Origin of the sequence: Bacillus sp. FSL R5-0431, from assembly GCF_038002985.1 — a bacterium.
Lineage (GTDB): Bacteria > Bacillota > Bacilli > Bacillales > Bacillaceae > Bacillus.
In genome coordinates this window covers 1,407,615-1,431,067 of record NZ_JBBOOG010000001.1, presented here as the reverse complement: position 1 = coordinate 1,431,067, position 23,453 = coordinate 1,407,615, and the positions used below count along the sequence as shown (strand labels likewise).

At 40.8% G+C, this 23,453-nt stretch carries 18 protein-coding genes; all 18 read right to left on the bottom strand.

All coding sequences use genetic code 11. From position 1 onward, the window contains the following. Positions 1 to 28 precede the first annotated feature (28 nt). Positions 29 to 958 (bottom strand): sigma-E processing peptidase SpoIIGA, encoded by a 930-nt coding sequence (spoIIGA, locus tag MKZ03_RS07120; RefSeq protein WP_034662538.1) that lies wholly within the window; start codon positions 956 to 958, stop codon positions 29 to 31. A 248-nt stretch (positions 959 to 1,206) separates the two neighbouring features. Next, entirely contained in the window at positions 1,207 to 4,713 is a 3,507-nt protein-coding gene (locus MKZ03_RS07115) for a S8 family serine peptidase (RefSeq protein ID WP_341031395.1), read from the bottom strand. A 292-nt stretch (positions 4,714 to 5,005) separates the two neighbouring features. Beyond that, a complete protein-coding gene (gene ftsZ / locus MKZ03_RS07110; protein ID WP_024424252.1) occupies positions 5,006 to 6,151 on the bottom strand; it encodes a cell division protein FtsZ in 1,146 nt (381 codons plus the stop codon). A 33-nt stretch (positions 6,152 to 6,184) separates the two neighbouring features. Then, positions 6,185 to 7,507 carry a cell division protein FtsA gene (gene ftsA / locus MKZ03_RS07105; RefSeq protein ID WP_034662541.1) on the bottom strand — a complete coding sequence of 441 codons (1,323 nt, stop codon included), beginning with the start codon at positions 7,505 to 7,507 and terminating at the stop codon, positions 6,185 to 6,187. A gap of 159 nt (positions 7,508 to 7,666) precedes the next feature. Further along, complete coding sequence (locus tag MKZ03_RS07100; RefSeq protein ID WP_003210988.1) at positions 7,667 to 8,035, bottom strand: small basic family protein; 369 nt, start codon at positions 8,033 to 8,035, stop codon at positions 7,667 to 7,669. Continuing rightward, positions 8,035 to 8,760 (bottom strand): DUF881 domain-containing protein, encoded by a 726-nt coding sequence (locus MKZ03_RS07095; RefSeq protein ID WP_034662544.1) that lies wholly within the window; start codon positions 8,758 to 8,760, stop codon positions 8,035 to 8,037. Before MKZ03_RS07095 ends, MKZ03_RS07100 begins: the two co-directional genes overlap by 1 nt. Positions 8,761 to 8,780: 20 nt before the next feature. Continuing rightward, entirely contained in the window at positions 8,781 to 9,470 is a 690-nt protein-coding gene (locus MKZ03_RS07090; RefSeq protein ID WP_060596192.1) for a DUF881 domain-containing protein, read from the bottom strand. After that, a complete protein-coding gene (locus tag MKZ03_RS07085) occupies positions 9,467 to 10,246 on the bottom strand; it encodes a cell division protein FtsQ/DivIB (RefSeq protein ID WP_060596191.1) in 780 nt (259 codons plus the stop codon). Before MKZ03_RS07085 ends, MKZ03_RS07090 begins: the two co-directional genes overlap by 4 nt. A gap of 127 nt (positions 10,247 to 10,373) precedes the next feature. Then, a complete protein-coding gene (murB, locus tag MKZ03_RS07080) occupies positions 10,374 to 11,285 on the bottom strand; it encodes a UDP-N-acetylmuramate dehydrogenase (RefSeq protein ID WP_034662552.1) in 912 nt (303 codons plus the stop codon). Between the two features lie 31 nt (positions 11,286 to 11,316). Then, positions 11,317 to 12,411 carry an undecaprenyldiphospho-muramoylpentapeptide beta-N-acetylglucosaminyltransferase gene (gene murG / locus MKZ03_RS07075; protein ID WP_307499577.1) on the bottom strand — a complete coding sequence of 365 codons (1,095 nt, stop codon included), beginning with the start codon at positions 12,409 to 12,411 and terminating at the stop codon, positions 11,317 to 11,319. Positions 12,412 to 12,608: 197 nt separating this feature from the next. Then, complete coding sequence (gene spoVE, locus MKZ03_RS07070; protein WP_307499576.1) at positions 12,609 to 13,709, bottom strand: stage V sporulation protein E; 1,101 nt, start codon at positions 13,707 to 13,709, stop codon at positions 12,609 to 12,611. A 59-nt stretch (positions 13,710 to 13,768) separates the two neighbouring features. Further along, entirely contained in the window at positions 13,769 to 15,115 is a 1,347-nt protein-coding gene (gene murD / locus MKZ03_RS07065; RefSeq protein WP_370876308.1) for a UDP-N-acetylmuramoyl-L-alanine--D-glutamate ligase, read from the bottom strand. 9 nt (positions 15,116 to 15,124) lie between these two features. Further along, a complete protein-coding gene (gene mraY, locus MKZ03_RS07060; RefSeq protein WP_003211854.1) occupies positions 15,125 to 16,099 on the bottom strand; it encodes a phospho-N-acetylmuramoyl-pentapeptide-transferase in 975 nt (324 codons plus the stop codon). 135 nt (positions 16,100 to 16,234) lie between these two features. Further along, positions 16,235 to 17,710 (bottom strand): UDP-N-acetylmuramoyl-L-alanyl-D-glutamate--2,6-diaminopimelate ligase, encoded by a 1,476-nt coding sequence (locus MKZ03_RS07055; protein WP_060596403.1) that lies wholly within the window; start codon positions 17,708 to 17,710, stop codon positions 16,235 to 16,237. A 212-nt stretch (positions 17,711 to 17,922) separates the two neighbouring features. Next, positions 17,923 to 19,842: a stage V sporulation protein D gene (locus MKZ03_RS07050; RefSeq protein ID WP_341031392.1), complete on the bottom strand. Its 1,920-nt coding sequence runs from the start codon at positions 19,840 to 19,842 to the stop codon at positions 17,923 to 17,925. A gap of 125 nt (positions 19,843 to 19,967) precedes the next feature. Further along, the gene (locus MKZ03_RS07045) at positions 19,968 to 22,118 is read right to left on the bottom strand and encodes a penicillin-binding protein (RefSeq protein WP_340973789.1); all 2,151 of its coding nucleotides are present in this window, start codon (positions 22,116 to 22,118) and stop codon (positions 19,968 to 19,970) included. 7 nt (positions 22,119 to 22,125) lie between these two features. Further along, positions 22,126 to 22,473: a cell division protein FtsL gene (gene ftsL / locus MKZ03_RS07040; RefSeq protein ID WP_012009864.1), complete on the bottom strand. Its 348-nt coding sequence runs from the start codon at positions 22,471 to 22,473 to the stop codon at positions 22,126 to 22,128. A gap of 37 nt (positions 22,474 to 22,510) precedes the next feature. Then, positions 22,511 to 23,443 carry a 16S rRNA (cytosine(1402)-N(4))-methyltransferase RsmH gene (gene rsmH / locus MKZ03_RS07035; RefSeq protein WP_341031390.1) on the bottom strand — a complete coding sequence of 311 codons (933 nt, stop codon included), beginning with the start codon at positions 23,441 to 23,443 and terminating at the stop codon, positions 22,511 to 22,513. Between the last annotated feature and the right edge of the window lie 10 nt (positions 23,444 to 23,453).

Sequence of the window (23,453 nt, the reverse complement as noted above, 5' to 3'; positions counted from 1 at the left end):
TCGTAAGATAAAAGACATCACCAAAAAACTACGACACCCCCTGGATGATTTTCCCGTCTAACATATCTGGATGAATGATGGATTGAAATTCCTGATCTGCTGATAAACCGCTCAGACTCAACCCTACAAAACACTTGGCCGGCTGAATCATATGCGTCTTTGAATAAATGACAACAGTATCTGGTTTTAGGCATAGTAGAAAACCGTGATCATGACCGACTGCTCGATATGGAACAAGTCTTAATCGATCAAGAAGGGGAAATTGATCATCGATCTTTTGCATCACTTCAACAGGATGAGACTGTTTCATGAGCTCTATAAATGGCTCTCCGCAAATGGCCGTTAGCTGATCGGCCTGGACGATCATGACAGGTGTTTTTGTCATAGGATCATACAGCTGATTGCCAGAATCGACGAGTCCATTTAAGCGGATGGTCTCCCCGTGAATGTGTATCTCTACAAGCACTTGTTCATCATACTGTCTTTTTTTCGCACCAACCTCTCCTAATCTTTTCTTTGAAAACAGCCATATTGCAGGAAAGCCGGTTAAAACAAAAAGCCAGCTAATGGGATCACCAAAGCCATCATTTTGTGAAATGAGCAGGCCATCTTGGATCACTGTGTTGGTTTGCAAAAACGAATGAACCCCGATCATGCCTCCTCCCATCAAAAATGTTACAAAGTAAAAAGCAAACAGATTTTGAAAAAAGGAACGAAATCTTTGAAAACCAAAGGTTGCAAGAACGATGAAGACAGAAAAAAATAGTTTGCCTAAAGGGTGTGACACAACCATTGCAAATGGTGTAAAGAGCAAGAGAACAATGCTCGATCCAATGAGAGCTCCTAACATATATCGCCTTTTTTTTACTTGTCGTTTGAGAATAAATGCAGTGAGTAAGAGAAGCAATAGATCAAAACAAAAGTTTAACAGCCAGATCACATCTAAATAAATGACCACCTTCTGCTCCTTTCATCTGAAACAAAGAATCAAAAGCAGTACTTGCACTTGTTTGTACCAGTATAAAACAGTCAAGAGATGGAAGTCTGTCAATTCTTGTTGGGGATGATAGAGAACTTTTGGTGGATTGTTATTGTTTTTGTCGAGGAATGAGAGCGCCAAGCAAGAGAGTGTTCTTCTGGACAAGCTTTCAAACAATTGCTCGAAAAAAAAAGACACGCTCCTGGAAATCGTGTCTTTTGTTTAAGTTACTTTTCATTGATGTTTAATGTGCCTGAAGCCTTTTGTCTTGTGACATTTCCATAATCATCTCGCACAATTACTTCAATGACCGCACCTTTTGCTTTGGCGGTAGAAGTAGCTGTCCAGTAGCCTTCATATGTTCCGCTAGATACTTCGCGAAGCGGCAGCTCTGTTGTATTTTGAAGCTTTGATCTCGCGTTTGTCAGCGGCATGTGAATAACAAACGTTGCGTCTAGCTTTTCCCTGCTGTTAAATGAAATTTTAACAGACTCTCCTGATGATAGATGGACATTCTCTGCTGGAGTCAGCTTAGAAATTTCAGGTGCCTCGTATTGGACATCGATATCGACTTTTTTAGCCGTTTTGTTTCCTGCTGCATCTTTCGCTGTTACTTTTATTGTATTTTTCCCGTTCTCAAGCAGTATTCTTGCGGAATATTTTCCATCTTTTACGGTTGCCTTTTTTCCATTTACAGTGACTTGATCAAGATGATCATCTGTGACCTTTCCTTCTACAGTGAGTGATTCTTTATTAGACTTCCCCCCTTTTTTAGGTGTATCTATGGTGAGTGCTGGAGCTGTTTGATCAATGATGACCTTTACTGGTTTTGATCGTTTCGTTGCGCCTTTATCCGTAACAGTCGCAGCCGTGAATACATGCTCTCCACTTGAAACTGTGACCTTTTCTTTGAAAGCGCCTGACTGACCTGCTTTCACTTTGGTAATCTCTTCATCGTTTTGATAAATCGCTACATCAAGCCCAGGGGAGGCTTTACCTTCAATCTCCAGTTCACCTTTGTTCGAAATGGTTCCGGCCTTCGGAGATATAATCTCTGGCACATCTGCTTCATAGTCAACAAGCGCCCGAATCATATAATTCCCTTCTTCTTTTGGAGAAGGAGAAAAAGCACCGCTTGTCAGCTGCCAGCTTCTTTCAGCATTTGGACCATCTTCGTCCGTTGCAAGTCCTGGAGACTCCGTATTCTTTTTCGTTTGAATATAGACAAGATAGAAATCTCCATCCACCGTAATGGCTTGATCTTCTAAATCTACTTTTGTCCATTCACCATTACGCAGCGCATTCGCTTTTAGAGGTCCTGCAATTTTCTCCCCTGGAGCTCCATTCTTCCCAGAAGCATCATACACTTCAACCGCAAATTCATTCCCGCCAGGAGCTGGCCACTCTGATGACCAGAAACGGAAAAGCCCTCCTGTGAGTTGCGCTTGTTTCTTCCCCTTTTCTAACGAAAACTTCACAGCCCAGCCATTGCCAGGATCATAGAAGGCTCGCGCATTTTCAGCTGTTCCGTCATCGTAGCCAATTTCACCAGCAAAACCGATGAAGGGCTCTAGCTGAATGGCTTTTTCAACCGGCTTTTCTGTCACATCTGCTGTAAAAGAATATCCTTTAAACCCTTTCGCAAATACTTTGACGGTATAGACACCGCTCAATGCCTCTAGAGAAAATTCGCCATCTTCATCTGTTTTCACCGGCTTAATTTTCGCATCCTCTACAAGATAAACCGTGGCATCCTTTACTTTTTCACCCGTTGCTTCATTGACAATTGTACCGGATATCGTTCGTTTCTTTAGTGGCTGTAAGGCGAAATTTGCCTCAGCCGTTTCATTTGAAGAAATATTGACTGTTTGTTTGCGTGATTCAAACCCGTAAGCTTCCGCTTTCACCGTGAATTCCCCTGCACTGTGAGTAAGCTGATATCTCCCTGTCGCTTCATCTGTGTAAGTTGATTTTCCGCTTTCAAGAACACTGATTTCCGCTTTCATAGGAAGAGCTTTGATGGACGGAGCATCAAGATTTTTTTCCTTTTTCAATTCTTTTGTTTTTGCAGGCTTCTTATGTGGATGTACAGCCTTTTCTTTTTGAGGCAGGGCTTGATCTGTTATTTTCATATCACCTAAATTAACATCTTCGTTTGTCACCTGTCCTTCAATCGTGCCAATTCCATCTGTTAATGCCGTAATCGCCTCTTTTGCATCAACTAAACCTGCCCCATAGCCATTGTTAGGGGATTCCGGGAATTGCTGATCAGTCAACGGCTTTGCTGTATCAATGAGAATTTGTTCAATCTCTTCAACAGAAAGATCTGACTGTACTTGGCGAAGAAGAGCCACAACAGCTGAAACATGCGGACCAGCCATCGACGTCCCATTCCAGCCGTCCTCATACCCTTTCCCAGAAATAGATGAACGAATGTTTACCCCTGGGGCCGCAATATCTGGTTTCATGACGCCATATGGAGACGGACCTTGCAGCGAGAAAGACCCCAATTTGTTGTCTTGATCCGTTGCACCCGTTGCAAAGGCCTCCTGATAGTTCGCAGGATTTGCAATTGATCCCTCACCACCAGGGTTAAATAAATCGGTATTGCCAGCTGAAAACTCTGGGAAGATGTCCGCCGCTCTCCAAGCATTGACCACATCTTTATACCAATCATCAAGACCAGGCCCACCGCCCCAAGAATTATTGACGACATCTGGTGCCTTTTCTGGATGTGGGTTTCCGTCCTCATCTTTTGGTGCTAAAATCCACTCTCCTGCGTCAAGCAGATCAGCATCTGTACCACCATCTTCTGAGAAAGCTTTCACCGCAACCCATTTTGCGCCTGGTGCGACTCCGATTTGATTCTTTCCATCTGGCTCAGAGCCAACCATCGTTCCCGTCACATGTGTACCATGCTCTAAATCGTCGTATGGCGCTTCAGATCCTGTTGTAGCATCGTACCAATTGAATTCATGAGATGGATCATTCGGGTGTGCTGGATCAAATCCGCGGTATTTTTCCTTTAAAGCAGGATGATCCCATTCCACTCCTGTATCAATACTTGCCACAACAGTACCAGTACCGTCATAGCCTAAAGCCCACGCTTCTGGAGCATGAACCTGAGAAATGTTCCACTCGACTCCATCTACTGCTTTCATTTGTTTTTTCTGCTTAGACGTCTTCAAATCAACGGGGCGATGAATTTGACGGGTTTCATTCGGCAGCACTTGATCTACTTCTGGGAAGGAAGCCACCTTTTCCATGACTTCTTTCGTTCCCGTCACCGCTAGACCATTCACAATATAGTACGAATGAATCTCCTTCACTTGCTTTTTCTTTTGTTCCTTTTGTAAATACGTAAGCAGCGCTTGCTGCGTCTCCTCAGACGTTGCTCTTAATTCTGATACGACAGCTGATCTTTTTGTGTACTGCGTTTTAGCCGCTGTTAATTTCTGTTTTTTGGCTCTGGACACAGCTTCCTTCGCCACTTTTTGCGTATTTGTTTGCTCCTTCATTTTGATTAAAAAGGTCACCTTGTCATCCTGCTGAAACTGCTTCATTAATCTTGATGAGATCTTTGCTTTTGTTGTCTTAGAGGAAACAGCTTCCTCCTGATATGAGGTAGAAGTCGATTTTGCTTGAACCATCCCAAAGCTTGTCATCGTTAAAGTACCAATCACCATAAGACTCATCAAACGATAGCCGGCGGTCTTGCGAAACTTCAATTTCAATCAAATCCCTCCTCCTCAAATGGCCAAACAGAGTATATGTCTCACTCCTTTCCTTCTTTTGTTCATGACAAGATTCATGGTGTTCTTTTTAATGTAGTCAAATAAAGTTCATCATCTTGTCGTTTTTTGTAAGAGGGGTTAAAAATGATTCTTTTTTCTTAATCACCTTAAGTCAAATTACATATGAAAGATGAAGTGGCTCTCACACATTTAAGACTTTTTGATTAGAGTCCCCTTATACGTTGAGACATGAAAAAACCCCTTCCAATGGAAGGGGTTAAGCTATACTCGATTAGCGTTTATTGCGGTTGCGTAAGAACGTTGGAATGTCCAGCGTGTCATCACTTGATTGTGTATTTTGTCTCGGCTGAGATGATGGCTGCTGATGTTCCTCACGTTTTACTTCACGTTTTTGAGGAATGGATTGATTTTGCTTTAATCCTTGTCCTAGTGGATTTCTTTGTGGTTTTGTCACTTCTGGCTCTTGCTCAATAAATCCAGTTGCGATCACAGTCACCACAATTTCATCCTTCAAGTTATCATTGATGACAGACCCGAAAATCATGTTTACATCTTCATCAGATGCAGAAGCCACAATATCCGCTGCTTCTTGCACTTCATAAAGACTTAGGTTCGTGCCACCCGTAATGTTCATGATGACGCCTTGAGCACCATCGATCGCTGTTTCTAGAAGTGGTGAAGAAATGGCTTTCTTCGCTGCTTCAGCAGCACGGTTTTCACCTGTTGCAACACCAATACCCATAAGAGCCGAACCTTTATTGGACATGATTGTTTTCACGTCAGCAAAGTCAAGGTTAATCAGACCTGGTGTTGCAATTAAATCGGAAATCCCTTGAACACCTTGTCTAAGCACGTTATCTGCCGCGCGGAATGCTTCCAGCATTGGCGTGTTTTTATCAACAATTTCAAGCAAGCGATCGTTTGGAATCACGATTAATGTGTCAACTGCTTCTTTCATAGAAGCAATTCCTTCAACTGCTTGAAGCTGACGCTTTCTTCCTTCAAATGTGAAAGGACGAGTCACGACTCCAACTGTCAATGCACCAGAATCTTTAGCGATTTTTGCAATGACAGGTGCAGCACCCGTACCAGTTCCACCGCCCATACCAGCTGTAACGAAGACCATGTCTGCGCCTTTTAGTACTTCTTCAATCTGCTCTTTGCTTTCCTCAGCAGCCTTCTTACCGACCTCAGGATTCGCACCTGCTCCAAGCCCTCTTGTCAGCTTAGCACCGATTTGCATTTTAGTTTCTGCTTTTGATAGATTTAACGCCTGTGCATCTGTATTGACTGCAATAAAATCGACACCTTGTACGTCATTTTCGATCATTCGGTTGACAGCGTTATTCCCGCCGCCACCTACTCCGATTACTTTAATTGATGCTAGGCCGTCTATATTTGTTTCAAACTCCAACATGCTGAATCCTCCTAATCCGTCGAAAATCTAATTCTATTCCCAGAACATATTAAATAGTTTTTTCATTTTGCCCGGTTTTTTATTTGTCTCTTGTTGTGCTTTTTGTTTTACTTTCGGTCTTGGCTGCGCTTCTTTCACTTGTGGTGCAGAAGAAACCGGCTCCATGGATGCGCCTACTTCATGAAACGCCTCATCTGGCATTTGGAATCCAACCTGTCTGCCCTGAATCTTTGCATTGCGATAAGCAAAGTGGATCAGACCCACTCCTGTCATATATTGAGGCTCTCTCACCCCGATATAATTCGGACTTGCAATCCTGACATTGTTTTGCAAGACCGTTTGTGCAAGAGAAAGGATACCTGGTATGGCTGCCTGTCCACCTGTTAGAACGAATCCACCAGGCAAATCATGGACACCCATATTTCTTAATTCCTCTGCCACAAAGAGCAGGATTTCCTCCAGCCGCGCTTCAATAATGTTAGCCGCATCAAGTTGTGTATACGTTTGTTTTTGATCGGTACCGATCACAGAAACTTCAAATGTCTCCTCAGTCGATGCCTCATCATAAAACGCATGCCCAAATTGTTTTTTGATTCGTTCAGCTTCTTCAGTGGAAGTTCTAAGTCCTATAGACAAATCTTTTGTAATGTTCTCTCCGCCCAAAGGGATACTGTGAGTAGAATAGAGATGCCCGTTTTCAAATACGGAAATCGTTGTAGATCCGCCGCCAATATCGACAAGAGCTACCCCGAGATTTTTTTCATCTTTCGATAATGCTGCTGAGCCCGATGCGATTGGCTGCAAGCAAATATCCATAATTTCAATTCCAGCTCTTTCTACACATCGGAGCCAGTTATGTAGAATCGTTTTAGAACCTGTAATTAACGATCCTTCCACCTCTAGCCGAACACCAAGCATTTTTTTCGGATCTGTGATCTCATCTCTTCCGTCGACGATAAATTGTCTCGGAATCACGTCTACGACGAGATGTTCTTGAGGAATAGATACTACTTGTGCTGCATCTAAGACACGTCTCACATCTTCAGCATGTATTTCTTTGTTTTCACTAGATACTGCGACCACGCCGCTCGTATTCTGAATATGAATGTGGTTTCCGTTAATTCCGACAATAGCCTTTTGTAAAGGAAATCCTACCATTCTCTCAGCCTGTTCAAATGCTTGTCTAATAGAATGAACTGTCTCATCTATATCAACAATCGATCCTTTTTTTAACCCCTCTGAAGGGACATTTCCAACACCTATAATGTTAAGCGAATCATCCGCCATTTCTCCGACGATGACTTTTATATTGGATGTACCGATGTCAAGGCTGACGTAAATTTCATTGTTGTTCATTCTATGGCACCTCCTCACATATCAATACTTTCTATTCTATTATTTGCTGAACAACAATACAATGAATGTGTTTTTACAAGTGTGTAACAAAACTTAAAAAATCAACATTTTTTATTAGGATTACTGAAAATATTCGTTACATCATATGTATATCCTTTTTTATGACTCACTTTTTTTCTTTTTTTCTCTTGAAATTGTCCATTTTGTTAGTAGAATTCTTCTGATAACTGCTATATTTTGAAACAATCTAACGCCGAATGCAAACATTCCGACTAAGTACAAGTCTACACCAAGATGGACGCCCAGAAAAGCTAAACTTATTGCGAGTATAATATTAAAGAAGAAGCCTGATACAAACACTAGTTCATCGTATGCCCCTTGCAGATGTGCCCGGATTCCACCAATCAATGTATCAAGCGCAGCAAGTACAGCGAGGGAAAGATAATTAGAATACTCATTCGGTATCGTAAAATTTGTTAAGAAACCGATCGCAACTCCTATGATTAAGCCAAGTACAGGAAGCCACATTAAGATTTTCCCTCCTTTACATCTTCAAGAGGCTTCAATTCGTTTACTTGAATTGCACCGTCATATGCTTTTAAATGGATTTTTTTCTTCGGCTGGCTCATACTCAAGCTGAAGTTTTCCTGAGCAAACAAATCACCAATATCTGATACATTTAAACGGCTGTATAATTTGTCGGCCTGCTCACTAATCATTTTAATGGTGACTTCATCACTATCTAAGCTGTAACCATCTATTTTTGTCGTGCCATTAATATCTCGAATCACACTTGTATTAATTACACGGCGATCATTGATGGAAATATGTTTTGCCCCAAACATATTGGCTTCATTAATTAACTTTTTCAGAAGATCAGGCGGGATATTTTTCACTTCTTCTCCGGTAAGGTCCTTTGAAAAAAGCTGAGAAATTTCAATTTCAATCCCCTCCCCTTCCACTTCTGTAAAACCAGCCTTTTCTTTTAAATCTTTTAACGTTTTTGTTAATTGTGCTTCTTTTGATTGATCTCCTTGATGACCATATTTTTTTAGCATCTCGTCGTATTTATCAATTTCTTTGAGCAAATCCAATTCCTTACTTTTAGATGCAGATAAATCCTCTCTCAGTTCCCAAACATCACGAGTATCACGAACTTTGGGCTTTTGTAAAGAATTAAACTGGATGGAGACCATGATGCCAAATATGATCATTAAAGCTGTTAAACTAAGTAAAGGCTTCTTTTTCCTCAACACCACTCACCTTTTCACTTTTAATCTTTGTTTCTTAAAAGAGGGTTCATACGAATATCCGTTTTCTCAATCGTCATTGAAATGTGATCACTTGTCAGCTGATCGACCACTCCTCCTGCAATATTTAAAGCAGGTATTAACACAGCCGGATCTCCAATACCAGAAATGACAAATGGTGCTGGATGCTGAACACCATCAACTGTGACAACTGGACCGTTACAATGTATGTATGATTGGTGTGTGATTCTTTGCCCATTAATAGATACAGCAGAAGCCCCTGATATAAATAGTTCGTTTATCACATGAAAAATGTGGCTCTCATGCACAATGTAATTATTGACATTTTGTCCACTCGGGATATAAGATGCATCTTCAAGAGATACTTTGACCCCTTTTCCTTTTACACCAATCTCTCCTGTAAACATTCTGTATTTCTCAACATCTTCCAGTACATTAAAATACTGCTCTTTTTCATTTTTCAAATTGGACTCTGTCGCTTGAACCTTTGATTGAAGACTATATAATTCTTTTTCGAGTTTCTGATTCGCCTTTTCTTGCTTTGTGAGCTGACTTTTCAGAGAGTATTCTTTTTTCCATTGCTCGGTTCGAATGACATCTGCCTGATGCTGCTTTGTATATTGGTATGAAAAAGAAATCAGAAAACCAAGAACAAGCATGACAATTGAGAATATAACTGTTTTGCCTCTCAACGCTCATCTTCCTTTTTCTTAGATTTAAACGCTTCAAAATACGTAGCGACTTCCATATGGATTGTGCCTTTTTCAGAAGACGAAAGTTCTTTTACAATGGCTGGATAGGTTTTCATTTTATCACCGAATGTTTTAATTGATGCAATCACAGTGTTTCCGTCATTCATATAAAATTTAACTAGCCACTGGTTTGAATTTGTCGGCACATAATATACTTCTGAGATGAGTTCCTGAATAGAGGCTGGCAGCTGATTTAAAGATCTAACGGTTTGCTTCAGCTTCTCCTTATTGTCCCAATCGACAAAAATAGGTCCTGCATGACTCGGTGTAACTTCTTCTGGTAAAGCGGTCCCATTTTCAAGAAGCTCATAATATAGATTTCCCTTTTGAAGATACGCAATATTTGCATATTCTTTGACAGCAATACTGACCTTATTTGGGAAATGTTTTTTGATCCTAACGCTTTTAATCAGTTTATTTTGTTTAATATGATCTGCTGTTATATCTTTATTTAAATTCCAAAACTCTGTTTCGCCTTCTTTAATTTGTGAAAGTTTAACAAGCTGTTTTGTAGAGACATGCTCGTTACCTGTGATGGTTAAAGAAGAAATTTTGCTGATTGGTGTTTGCAAATAAATAATAATTAAAACCATGATAAAAAACAGTAGTATAAAAGAGATCAGTCTACGATTCGCTTTTTGCTTCCTTTGTTCTTTAATTTTAGGAATTCGCTCTTCTATATTGACGATCTTTTCATTTTCATGATCAGGCCGCATATATACTCTTCACCTCATTCAAAGCTGCTTGTCCACACCTTTGGGTCATCATTTTGATGAGAAAACAAACGGCATTCTTTCATGCCGTTTGTTTTCCTGTGATGCCATCATTCATAAAAACTAGCTGTTAATTTTCTTCACCGATAATTTCTACCTCTGTATGCATATCTACGTTGTAGTCTTCTTTAATTTTCTTTTGGATGTACTGAATTAAGTCCAGCACGTCTTGAGCAGTAGCTCCACCAGCGTTGACTATAAAGTTGCCGTGCATATCAGAAATTCTAGCTCCGCCGATTTGGTATCCTTTTAAATTCGCTTTTTCTACAAGCTGTCCTGCATATTCAGGCAGCGGATTTCGAAAAATACTGCCAGCACATGGCCGGTTATAAGGCTGGGTTTCTTTACGATAATCTTTATTTTGCTGCATTTTCTTTGTGATTTTTTCGCGATCATCCTGTTTGAGCTTAAACACGGCTTCGAGAACAATGCCAGGTCGTTCCTTTTGAAGGACTGATGTTCGATAGCTGAAATTCATCTGTTCATTTGTGAGCCACTCGATGCTTCCATCTTCAAATAAGATTCTAGCTTTCACAAGAATCTTACTGATATCAGATCCATGTGCACCTGCGTTCATATAAACAGCGCCTCCAATAGACCCTGGAATACCAGCTGCGAATTCCAACCCTGAAAGACCCTGCTTACTAAGAGATGTCGCGAGCCTTACGACAGAATAGCCGCCGCCAACTGTAATTTCTTCATCATTTACAGTTAGGTGATCCAGTCCAGCACCTAGCTTTAGGACAACTCCACGAATTCCTTTATCAAGTACAAGTAAATTCGATCCTCTTCCAATGACCGTCCAATTCGTATGGTGTTTTTTCACCTGATCCATGATCGTTTTAACTGCATCGATATCTTTTGGGATGATCAAAAGATCTGCTGGTCCGCCTATTTTCATTGTTGTATGATTAGCAAGCGGCTCATTTTCAAGTACTTTACCAACTTGCGCTTCTAATAATTCATTCTTCAAGTTCTCCATATTACCCTCCGCCTTACCTAATATCATTCCATCATGTAGTCGTAATTTCTTTTAACACATTATATAAACGTGCAGCCGCATCTGGTACTCCGAGTTCTTTCGTTAGACGGCTCATTTGGTTGAGTTTTTCTTCATTACCGGCAATTTCATCAATTGCATGCAGCAGACGATCTCCTGAAAGCTCTGATTCTCTTAAAACAATCGCAGCCTCATGTTTTTCAAGTGATCTTGCATTGATTTCCTGATGATTTGCCGTCACGTATGGGCTCGGAATAAAAATGGTTGGGATTCCAAGAGCCGTTACTTCAGCAATTGTTGTAGCTCCCGCTCTTGCAACAATCACATCGATCGATTTCAGGTACTCCGGCATTTGATGCAAGAAAGGTTTTGTGATCATATTAGGTGCTGCACCTTTTTCCTTTAGCTCATTCAACACTTTTTCATAATGAACCTCACCTGTGATATATAAAAGCTGGTAGTTTTTATCCTTTAAATCATCTTGCATTTCAATCACTGCTCTATTAATAGGAGCAGCACCTCGGCTCCCGCCGAAAATAAGAACCGTTTTTTTCTGTTCATCGAGCCCAAATTCTTTAAGAGATTTCCCCTCTTTTATAGAGACGACTTCAGAGGCTCTAGGGTTTCCCGTAAATACAACCTTTTCAGAAGGAAAATGTGCCTTTGCTTCGTCAAAGCAGATGGCTACTTTATTAACATATCTCGCTAGGAACTTATTTGTAATACCAGGTAGGCTGTTTTGTTCGTGTATAATAGTCGGGATCTTCAGCTTAGAAGCCGCATAAACTACAGGCCCACACACATAACCGCCTGTTCCAATGACCGCATCAGGCTTGAATTCTTTTAAGTAAGATTTGCTTTTTTGAACGCCTTTCAAAAATCTCATCACCGTTTTGACGTTATCAAAGGAAAGCTTTCGTTTAAAACCTGAAATTTCTATCGCCTTGAAAGGGATATTTTCTCTTTCTACAATTTTCTTTTCAAGTCCATTTTCAGTACCGATATATAAAAATTCCACATCAGGATGCAGTCTTTTCACTTCTTTAATAAAGGCTAAGGCCGGATAAATATGTCCGCCTGTTCCGCCTCCACTGATTACTATACGCATTATACCATTTCCCCTCAATTTTTTTCTGCTCTGAACAAAGTATAAACCCTGTTTTAAACAACAGGGCTCCGTTAAAACCTGTAAAGAAGAGTCAAAAAACACGTTTTCGAAACAAAAACTGTCATTTTCACTCTTCAAATCATTTTTTTGTACTTTTGCAAAATAAACGTCAACATGGTTTCATGAGCTTCAGCACGTTAATATCTTGCGTACCTGCTTACATTCAAAAGTACGCCAATCGCCATCAGCATTAATGTCAGTGATGAGCCGCCATAACTAAGGAATGGGAGCGTGATACCTGTCACAGGAATAAGTCCAGTGACAACTGCGATGTTAATCATTACTTGAATGGCAACCATTGAAATAATACCAACTGCCAGGAAACTTCCATATAAATCTGGGGCTCCAAGTGCTATTCGTATGCCTCTCCATAATAGAACACTAAAGAGGAGTAAAATGAGTGATCCCCCTATAAAGCCAAGCTCTTCAGACAATATCGCAAAGATGAAGTCCGTTTGGGGCTCAGGTAAATAGAAGAATTTTTGTCTACTTTGACCAAGTCCCATTCCGAACAGACCACCTGGACCAACAGCGTATAAGGATTGAATAATTTGAAACCCACTGCCTAGCGGATCTTCCCAAGGATTTAAGTACGATGTAATTCGTTTTATTCGGTAGGGTGCTGATAAGACAAGTGCAGCAAACCCGCTGAGTCCTATAAGACCGAGAAATATAAAGTGAGCAATTCTCGCACCTGAAACAAATATCATAATAATACAGGTTCCAACCATCACCGTTCCTGTTCCCAGATCCGGCTGAAGCATAATGATGGCAAATGCAGAAAATACAATGCCTAAAGCTGGGGCAAAACCTTTGCGAAAGGATGTGATATTTTTTTGTTTTTCAGATAAGAATTTTGCAAGAAACGCAATCATCGCAAGCTTCATAAATTCAGAGGGCTGAATACTAAACGCACCGACACCGATCCAGCTTCTTGATCCATTTCTCTCCATACCGATACCAGGAATGAGTACAAGCAGCAAAAGGAGAAAACAAACAGCAATCAATACCTTTGACCAAGTCCGCCACGTCCAATAATCGACTCGCATAATGAAAAACATTGCGATAACTCCGATTCCGGCAAACAAAAGCTGTCTTTTTGCAAAATAAAACGAATCATCAAATTTATACGATGCCCACACAGCACTAGCGCTGTACACCATAATTAAACCAATCGTCAATAAAAGTAACGTAATGACAACAAGCAAAAAATCCGGAGAAGTTTTCTTATTCGTCAAGAGACCGACACCCCAAGCATAATTTCATTTGGGCTGTCAGTCATATGAGAGACAAGCCCTTATTTAAGCATATGCACGGCGTTTACAAACATGTCTCCACGTTCTTCAAATGTTTTATGTTGATCCCAGCTTGCACAAGCCGGAGATAATAAAATCACGTCTTCTTCTTCAGATATGTTAAACGCCGCAGGTACTGCTTGTTCAACATTATCGACATGTTTTACGTGATGTATTCCAAGCTCTTCACCAAGCTTCACAAACTTAGGTGCAGTCTCACCAAATGTGATAATTCCTTTTACATTTTTCATGAAAGGTTTCAATTCATCAAATTCATTGCCGCGATCAAGTCCACCTGCTAATAAAATGGTCGGTTGTTCGAAGGCTGACAATGCTTTACTTGTTGCCAAAATATTGGTTGCTTTACTATCGTTATAAAATTTCCGACTTTGAATTGTATCTACAAACTGCAGACGATGCTTCACTCCACTAAATGTCGTGAGAACGTGTACGATTGCTTCATTTGAGCAGCCTGCATTTTTCACAACACAAATAGCTGCCAGAATGTTTTCTTGGTTATGCTCACCAGGAAGGACAACATCCTTTACATCAATGATATGTTCATTCTTGTAGTAAATTGCACCATGTTGAATAAACGCACCATGTTCTACTGGCTCTTTCACTGAGAAAAACACTTTTTTTGCTTTTGAACCTTCTGCCAGTTTTACGACCGATGGATCATCTAGGTTAATTACTGCGATGTCATCTTCATGTTGATGTGCGAATACTTTCTGCTTTGCTTTTTCATATTCATCACGAGTGTGGTGATAGTCTAGATGTGCATCAAAAATATTTAATATTAAGCTGATTTTAGGTCTAAACTCAACTGTTCCCATTAACTGAAAAGAAGAGAGTTCCGTTACGATCCACTCATCGCCAGCTGCATTTGCAGCGACTTCGCTGGCAACTGTTCCAATATTACCCGCCACTAATGTTTTTTGGCTGTCTTTTTTCAGCATTTCATAAATCAAAGTCGTGGTAGTGGTTTTTCCATTCGATCCAGTAATCCCAATAAAAGGGGATGAGGTTAAATGATACGCTAATTCTATTTCCGTCCAAACTGGAATTTGGCGGCGAAGCGCTTCTTGAACCATCACATTTTCATATGGAATTCCTGGATTTTTAATTAAAATCGTAATTTCTTTATCTTCGAATATACGAAGAGGATGACTGCCACAAACGACATCAATCCCCTTTCCAGAAAGTAGCTGAGCAGGTTCGTTTTCTTCAAACGGTTTTTGATCATTTACCGTCACATTTACTCCATGTTCATGAAGAATTGAAGCTGCCGCATATCCGCTTTTTGCAAGACCTAATACTAGTACATGTTCGTTTTTTAACATTTGCATCTTATTCAATTATAACCACACCTCGATGTAAATTCCTAAAACAGCAAGTAATAAACCAGCTGTCCAGAAGGTGACAACTACTCTCCACTCTGACCAGCCAACTAACTCATAGTGGTGGTGAAGCGGACTCATCTTAAAGATTCTTTTGCCGGTTGTTTTAAAGGAGATCACTTGAAGAATAACGGATAGCGTCTCAACAACAAATACTCCACCAATAATGACAAGTAAAATTTCAAGCTTCGTTAAAATCGCAATTGCTACAATGGCTCCGCCTAATGCTAGAGAACCTGTATCACCCATAAATACTTTTGCAGGATGTGCGTTAAACACAAGGAAGCCAAGGACGGCTCCTGCAACAGCTACTGAAAAGATCGCTACATCATACTGGGATTGATTCCAAGCCAGTATGGCAAAAGCTCCGAAAGCAATAGCAGCGGTTCCAGATAAGAGACCATCCAGTCCATCCGTTAAGTTCACGGCATTAGAACCTCCGACAAGCATGAAAACGACAAGGATAAAGTAAGCCCATCCTAAATCAAAGCTGACGTCTGTTCCTGGAATGCGAATCGTCGTTGCAAATTGATAATAATGGAAAACTGCATAAAAGATCACTGCGATCACAATTTGACCGATTAATTTCTGTTTCGATGTTAATCCAAGATTTCGTTTCATCGCTACTTTAATATAATCATCTAAAAATCCTAATAGGCCGTAACCAAGTGTGACAAATAACAGTAAAAACATTTCTGGACTAATCTCAGAGAATTTGTTGATCATCACAATCGTTGTAATGGTGATAGAAAAGATAATCATAATTCCGCCCATTGTCGGAGTACCAGATTTCTTTTGGTGAGACTGCGGGCCTTCTTCTCTAATACTTTGACCAAATTTAAGTCTTCTTAAAAACGGTATAAAAATCGGGGATAAAAGAACACTGATTAAAAATCCCATTATGATTGTAAACAATATCACCTGTTCAAGCATCGTTCTTTACTCCTTCCGAATTTCCAAAGCCGTTTTCCATCAGAAAATTGCATTCATTATTATGGTATTCATTCGCGTTCTTCGTATGTTGTTTTTGTACAAAATGCTTCATTTCATTACACTCTTTTCATCATTTTAAGATTTGTTTAGATCTAAAATAGCGTCAACTGCAACCTTTGCATCATCAAAGTCATAGACTTGATCGCCAATGATTTGATATGTCTCATGGCCTTTACCTGCTATTAAGACTGTATCGCCTTTTTTCGCATTGGCAATGGCAAAGAAGATGGCTTGTTTCCGATTCACAAAGCTATGATAATATGCGTCTGGCACCCCATTTTCCATATCTTTTAAAATGGCTGAAGGATCTTCGCTTCTTGGGTTGTCTGATGTAAATACAGGTTCATCTGCATATTTCACAGCGATTTGGGCCATTTGAGGGCGCTTTGTTTTATCACGGTCGCCACCGCAGCCAATCACACAGAAAATTTTGCCCTCTGTTAATTCTCTACACGTTGTGAGGACATTTTCTAAACTGTCAGGTGTATGCGCGTAATCGACGATGACAGGGAAATCTTGATCGCAGTTTACAAGTTCAAATCTGCCTTTGACTCCCTCCAGCTCTTCAATCGCACTAACGATCGACTCAAACGTTAAGCCAGATACGATCCCGACTGATACAGCTGCCAGGATATTATACACATTGAACTTTCCGACGAGGGCAACCGTCACATTCTTGGTGCCAATTGGAGTGACCAAATCAAATTGAGTTCCCTTTGGCATAATTTGAATATTCTTTGCCATGACATCTGCTTTTTGCTCTAAGGCATACGTCATGACTTCAGCAGCTGTGACTTTTTCAAAATAACTCGAAGCCTCATCATCTGCATTTAAAATCGCATGCTTGGGTTTATTGTGATGAAAGGCGCTTCCGAGCTGAGAAAACAGCAAGCTTTTCGCATGTTTATATTCTTCCATTGTGTTGTGGTAGTCAAGATGGTCCTGCGTAAGGTTTGTGAAAACAGCAATATCATAATCACATCCATGCACCCTGCCAAGATGGAGGGCATGTGATGATACTTCCATGATGGCTGTGTCTACATCTTGATCAAGCATCTGTTTAAACGTTTTCTGAAGTGTGACACTTTCAGGTGTGGTGTTTTTCACGTCGAGAATGTCATCATTTACCTTCATATACATCGTACCGATTAAGCCTGTTTTCTTCTCGGCTTTTCTCATCATTTGTTCGATCATGTGTGTTGTTGAGGTTTTTCCGTTTGTGCCTGTGATCCCGATAAGATTCAGCTTATGAGTGGGCTGTTCGTAAAACGCATCAGCTATTCTTGCAAGTGCTCTTTGAGAGTGTTTCACAATAATGACTGGTACATCTGTTATGTTAAGAGGGTGTTCCGCTACAATTGCTGCAGCCCCGCTTTTCACCGCTTTTTCAGCATAATCGTGTCCATCTACTGTATAGCCTTTTATACAGACAAAAAGGCTTCCCTTTTTCACCTCTCTTGAATCCATTTCAATGGAAGTGATATCAGGATTTTCGTTTATCAATTCGTTGTTTTCACTTTTAAAGTATGTAAGCAGTTCTTGTAATTTCATTTTCATATCAAACCTCTCAAATTCGTTCACGTGCATGTCTTGTGAAAAAAACACACAGTCTATATTTTATCGTAAAAAAAAGGATACATCCAGCGTATTCCTTAAGTTTCTGTTGGAAAAAACACACTTTGGACTCTTTTTTTCAAACGGTCCTTCTCTTTCAACAAAAAGAGGCAGCCGAATGAGTGCGGCTACCCTCTGTTCATTCTTTATTATTCATCGTTTAAGTATAATCTGATCGTGGAGCCTTCTTTAACCTTTGTCCCAGCAGCAGGTGATTGCTTCACTACTTTACTGCCAGTTCCTGAGGCATCGATCTTAAGGTTGATCAAAAGGGATTCAAGATCTGAAACAGATCCCCCTACAAGATTCGGTACTTCAATGGTTTTTGTGTCCAGCCACTGATACTTCTTTTCAATTTGGCCTTTTCTTTTTTTCACACCCATCTCAGGCAGGCTGTCCCGCATAATATGACCAACAATTGGTGCGGCCACGGTACCACCAAATTGAATGGTGCCTTTTGGGTTATCCACAGCCACATAGACTACAATACTTGGGTCATCTGCAGGCGCAAATCCGATAAACGACACAATGTGGTTATTCACCATATACTTTCCGTCCTTTACCTTCTGTGCTGTTCCTGTTTTTCCGCCGACCCGATACCCTTCAACAAATGCATTTCGGCCAGTTCCTTGGGCGACTACACTTTCAAGTGCAAACCTGATTTCTTTAGATGTCTCTGCTGAAATCACTTTCTTTTTGGCAATCGGTGATTGCTTTTTCACGACCTCTTTTGTGATTGGATCTATCCATTCTTTTGCAATATAAGGCGTGTAAAGTGTCCCGCCATTTACCGCAGCTGCTACTGCAGCTACTTGCTGAATAGGCGTAACAGATACACCTTGCCCAAAGGCCGTGGTCGCCTGCTCTACAGGACCTACACGATCAAGCGGGAACAAAATCCCCCGCCCTTCCCCTTGAAGGTCGATTCCTGTTTTTTGGCCAAATCCGAAATTTTTAATATAGGAAAATAATTTATCTTTCCCAAGACGGTCTCCTAGCTCTACAAAGCCGGGGTTACAGGAATTTTGAACCACTTCCAAGAATGACTGTGATCCGTGCCCGCCTTTTTTCCAGCACCTGAGTCTTGCACCATCAACTGTCACAGATCCGCTGTCAAAAAATGAATCTCGTTTTAAATTAACTTTCTTCTCTTCTAATGCTGCTGCAAGTGTAATAATTTTAAACGTCGAACCCGGCTCATATGTGCTCCACACCGGAAGATTTCGGTTAAACACTTTTGGGTCAACTGATTGATAGTCAGCTGGATCAAAATCTGGTCTGCTTGACATTCCCAGCACTTCACCATTTTTCGGATTCATCGCAATCGCAATCATACCATCTGGATTATACTTTGCCTGCGCATTGTCTAATTCCCGTTCTATAATGGTTTGTACTTTTGAATCGACTGTTAATTTCATATCAAGACCATCTTTAGGTGGTGTATAATCGTCTGCTTCATCTGGCATTTTCTGCCCTTTTGCATCGGAATAAAACTTTACAGAGCCTTTTTCGCCTTTTAAGTCATCGTCATAGTAGGCTTCCAGTCCAAGTAAACCTTGATTATCGATTCCAGCAAAGCCCAGTACATGTGAAAGAAAGCTGCCAAACGGATAATGTCTGATGCTGTCTTCTGCTACATACACACCTTCTAAATCAAGCTCTCTTACTTCTTTTGCTTTTTCATGAGATACCTTTCTGCCCTCAGGAGAAATTCGTTCAATTGATGTTTTCTTCGTGACATGCTTGTACGCTTTCTCTTCAGACATATTCAGTACTGCTGCCAATTTCTTGCTTGTTTCTGCGGGATCTTTAATTTGCCGAGGGACGACCAATATAGATGGGGCACTTTTGTTCGTCGCAAGCTCTACCCCATTCCGGTCCAAAATATCTCCCCTTTCCGGTTCGAATGGAAGGTTTCGGCTCCATGAATCTTTTGCTAAGCTTGTCAGCTTCTCGCCCATAATAAACTGCACATATCCTAATCTAGTATCTATGATGAAAAAAATGATCACCCCAAACAGCAGCACGAAAAGCAATCGTTTTCTCACTGTTACACTTGACACTCGCACGCCCGGTTCACTCCTTACATATGGCTTGTTTTCATCATATGCAGGCCCGTCCTTTTGTAGAACGCTACGTGATATTCAGCTGGAGCAAAAGAAAAAACCTAGCAAGCGGTTTGCTAGGTTTAAAGTTAATTTGGGCTTTTAAATGTCACAGTGACGACTTTGTCTGAAATCTCCGCTCCACTTTTGACACTTTGTTTTACAGCATATCCTTGTCCATTTGTTTCTATATGCACACCGGAAATCGAAGCATATTGAAGGACTTCCCTTCTGGACCAGCCTGTCATGTCAGGCATCTTAATGGTTTTCCCTGCTGTTTTCAAGAAGACTTTCTGGCTTTCAGAGAATTCAGAGCCCGCACTCGGCCACTGGCGTTTAATAGACAGGCCGTCGCCGATGACAACAGGCGCTAAGTGTTTATTTTTGGCTTCTGTTTCTGCCTGCTTCACTTCTAAATCAAGGAATGAAGGCATCGTTTCTTGTTTCACTTTTTGTTCGCCTGATTTTTTATCGTCTGTTTTTGTTGGTGCAATATTTAAATATAGCAGACTATTTTTCATCACAGGGTTAAAGATTTGAGAAACCGGGGCAGACCCTGTTTCTGTTTCAGACAGCTGCGGCTGCTGTACAGCTACATAAACAAGCAGCTTCGGATCATCTTTTGGCGCCATTCCCATAAATGAAAAGACGTAATCGTTTCTTCCTTGGAGGTAACCGCCGGCACCCCCAATTTGCCCCGTTCCTGTTTTTCCAGCAACGTCGAATCCTTTGATTTGGTAAGGCTGACCTGTTCCAATTTTTGAGGAAACAACCTCACCTAAAATGTCGCGAACTTGCTTCGCTGTATCAGATGAAATCGGTTTTCCTGCTGCTGTTGGTTCGTGCTGCAAAATCGTTTTGTTTGTATTCGGGTCTGTAATATGGTCAATGACATATGGCTTCATCATTGTTCCGCCGTTTGCTATCGCTGTGGCTGCTTCGATTTGTTGAATCGGTGTGATGGCTGACGCTTGACCATAAGCCGTCGATGCTTTGTCATATTCGTATCTATAATTGATTTTGCTAGACGCTTCGTTCGGCAAGTCAATCCCCGTTTTATCATAGAAATGGAACTTCTGCAAATATTGTTCGTATCGTGTGAAGCCTAGTTTTTCTTTCGCCAGCTTTGCAAAGGCCACGTTTGATGAACGGAGAACCCCTTGATGAAAGTCAATTTTCCCCCAGCCATTTCCGTTGTTGTGGTCTCTCACAAGGCCGCCGCCTACTTTATAAGTACCAGATTGATATTTGTCACTGCCTTGATAGACCCCTTCTTGGATCGCCGCAGCGAGGGTAAAGATCTTCATCGTCGAACCTGGTTCAAACGCATATGAAATGACATCATTGTTATAATTCGTAATGTTTAGTTCATTTAAATTAAAGCTTGGCCGCTGCCCCATCGCGAGAACCTTTCCAGTTTTCGGATCAACGACTGTGGCAATGATTTTCTCCGGCTTATACTTTTTGGCAACCTGCGTCATACTTTCTTCAAGAAACGCTTGAATTTTTTGATCGATGGTCAGCGTGACATTTTTCCCGTCTTTCGGGGCGACAATGTCTTCTTTACTATTCGGCAAGGCCCATCCGCTTCTGTCACTGTTATATGTCACATAGCCGTCTTTTTCTTTTAAATATTTGTTCAGTGCCTTCTCAAGTCCCATTGCACCTGACATGTCCTTTGTCGCCTCATCTAATCTGGCATAACCGATCAGGTTAGAAGCAAACATGCCGTTTGGATAATATCGCTTCGTGTCTTTTTCAAATGCGACCCCTGGAAGCTTTAGCTTTTCAATTTTTTCCTTCGTTGAAAAACTAATATCTTTCCCCGCTTTACCAAACTCAACTTGGAATGCATCTTTTGTATTGAGACGCTTTAAAATTTCGCTTTCACTCATATCGATGACTTTTGAGAGCTCTTTTGCCGTCTTTTCTTTATCGACGACATGCATTGGATGCTTAGGGTCTACTGTCATTTTCTTGCTCATGACCGCAATGAGCTTATACACCGATGTATCCTCAGCAATCACATTTCCATTCCGGTCTAAAATAGATCCTCTTTTGGCTTCAAGTGTTTTCTTCGATTGATATTGTTCATTAGCCTTGGCAGCTAACACTTGTCCATCAACCGTTCCTGTAATCTGAATATAAATAAAACGTGCTAGGATGATAAAGAAAAACAGGGCGAAGCAAATACTTGCAATTGCCGCGCCTCTGTTCATCATTTTATTCTTTTTAGGCATCGCCATGTTAATCGACCTTCTTAACATCTTTCGATATGCTTAAGCCTGCTTTTTTCGCGGCTTCGATGATTCTTTCTGGTTCACTCAGCAAGTCTTTTTCCTTTTGAAGCTCAGTGATCTTCTTCGATTCTAAAGATACTTGCTGTTCTAATTTCTGCACTTCAATATTGGCGTGATAGACAGCAAAGGCTTTAGAAATGATGAGAATGGAGCTGCACATAAGAGCCATGACAAACATGACAAGTAAGATTTTTTCACCAAGTGTGATAGAACCTCTTCTTTTAATGACAACCGATTGGCCTTGCTGCTCTGTTTGATGTTGCTTCACTTCTCTTTGATAAGCCAAATTACTCATAAGAAACCTCCTTTTTATCATCATCTATGGTGTCGTTTTACTTTTTTTCTGCAATTCGGAGCTTCGCTGAACGGGCACGGTTGTTATGTTCCAGCTCTTGTTCTGATGCAACGATCGGTTTTCTCGTGATCAGCTTCAGCTTTGGTTCAAGTCCTTCTGGAATCACTGGTAGTCCGTGCGGAAGTTCTGGAAGAGAAGACATTTCTCTAAATGTACTTTTACAAATCCGGTCTTCAAGTGAATGGAATGTAATGACAGAAATTCTCCCCTTCGGATTGAGTAACTCTATTGCTTGTTCTAGTGCTTCTTCAAATACTTTCAATTCATCATTTACGGCAATTCGGATCGCTTGAAACACTCTTTTCGCTGGATGTCCGCCAGTTCGTCTTGCAGGTGCCGGAATTCCTTCTTTGATAATGTCGACAAGCTCACCCGTTGTTTCAATTGGCGTTTTTTTTCTTGCTTCTTCAATTTTGCGTGCGATTTGCTTGCTGAATTTTTCTTCCCCATATTTGTAGAAAATCCGAACTAGATCTTCAAATGGCCATTCATTCACCACTTTTTTTGCCGACAATGCGGCTGATTGATCCATTCGCATGTCAAGAGGTGCATCATGGTGATAACTAAAGCCTCTCTCTGGTGTGTCGAGCTGAGGAGATGAAACCCCAAGGTCAAAAATCACACCGTCTACGCTTGTAATACTTTGTTCATTCAGACGTTCTTTTAAATATCGGAAGTTGCTTTTTATGAAAAGAATGTTCGCTTTAGCATCCGCGAGCTTCTCTCGTGCATGATCCAGTGCAGCATCGTCTTGGTCAAATCCAATCAATGTTCCTTTTTCTGATAATTGAGATAGTAAATATGAGCTATGACCTGCTCCGCCTAGCGTGCAGTCCACATATGTACCGTCTTCTTTTACGTTTAAACCGTCAACTGTTTCTTTTAATAATACTGTCTCATGTTGAAACATGATGTTATGG

What these genes read in the sequence shown, in the direction of transcription:
- mraY (WP_003211854.1), bottom strand. Translation starts at nt 16,099, where the DNA reads ATGCTTGAACAGGTGATATTGTTTACAATCATAATGGGATTTTTAATC.
- rsmH (WP_341031390.1), bottom strand. Translation starts at nt 23,443, where the DNA reads ATGTTTCAACATGAGACAGTATTATTAAAAGAAACAGTTGACGGTTTA.
- MKZ03_RS07085 (WP_060596191.1), bottom strand. Translation starts at nt 10,246, where the DNA reads ATGCGGCCTGATCATGAAAATGAAAAGATCGTCAATATAGAAGAGCGA.
- MKZ03_RS07100 (WP_003210988.1), bottom strand. Translation starts at nt 8,035, where the DNA reads ATGTGGCTTCCTGTACTTGGCTTAATCATAGGAGTTGCGATCGGTTTC.
- ftsZ (WP_024424252.1), bottom strand. Translation starts at nt 6,151, where the DNA reads ATGTTGGAGTTTGAAACAAATATAGACGGCCTAGCATCAATTAAAGTA.
- ftsA (WP_034662541.1), bottom strand. Translation starts at nt 7,507, where the DNA reads ATGAACAACAATGAAATTTACGTCAGCCTTGACATCGGTACATCCAAT.
- ftsL (WP_012009864.1), bottom strand. Translation starts at nt 22,473, where the DNA reads ATGAGTAATTTGGCTTATCAAAGAGAAGTGAAGCAACATCAAACAGAG.
- MKZ03_RS07045 (WP_340973789.1), bottom strand. Translation starts at nt 22,118, where the DNA reads ATGCCTAAAAAGAATAAAATGATGAACAGAGGCGCGGCAATTGCAAGT.
- murD (WP_370876308.1), bottom strand. Translation starts at nt 15,115, where the DNA reads ATGCAAATGTTAAAAAACGAACATGTACTAGTATTAGGTCTTGCAAAA.
- MKZ03_RS07055 (WP_060596403.1), bottom strand. Translation starts at nt 17,710, where the DNA reads ATGAAATTACAAGAACTGCTTACATACTTTAAAAGTGAAAACAACGAA.
- murB (WP_034662552.1), bottom strand. Translation starts at nt 11,285, where the DNA reads ATGGAGAACTTGAAGAATGAATTATTAGAAGCGCAAGTTGGTAAAGTA.
- murG (WP_307499577.1), bottom strand. Translation starts at nt 12,411, where the DNA reads ATGCGTATAGTAATCAGTGGAGGCGGAACAGGCGGACATATTTATCCG.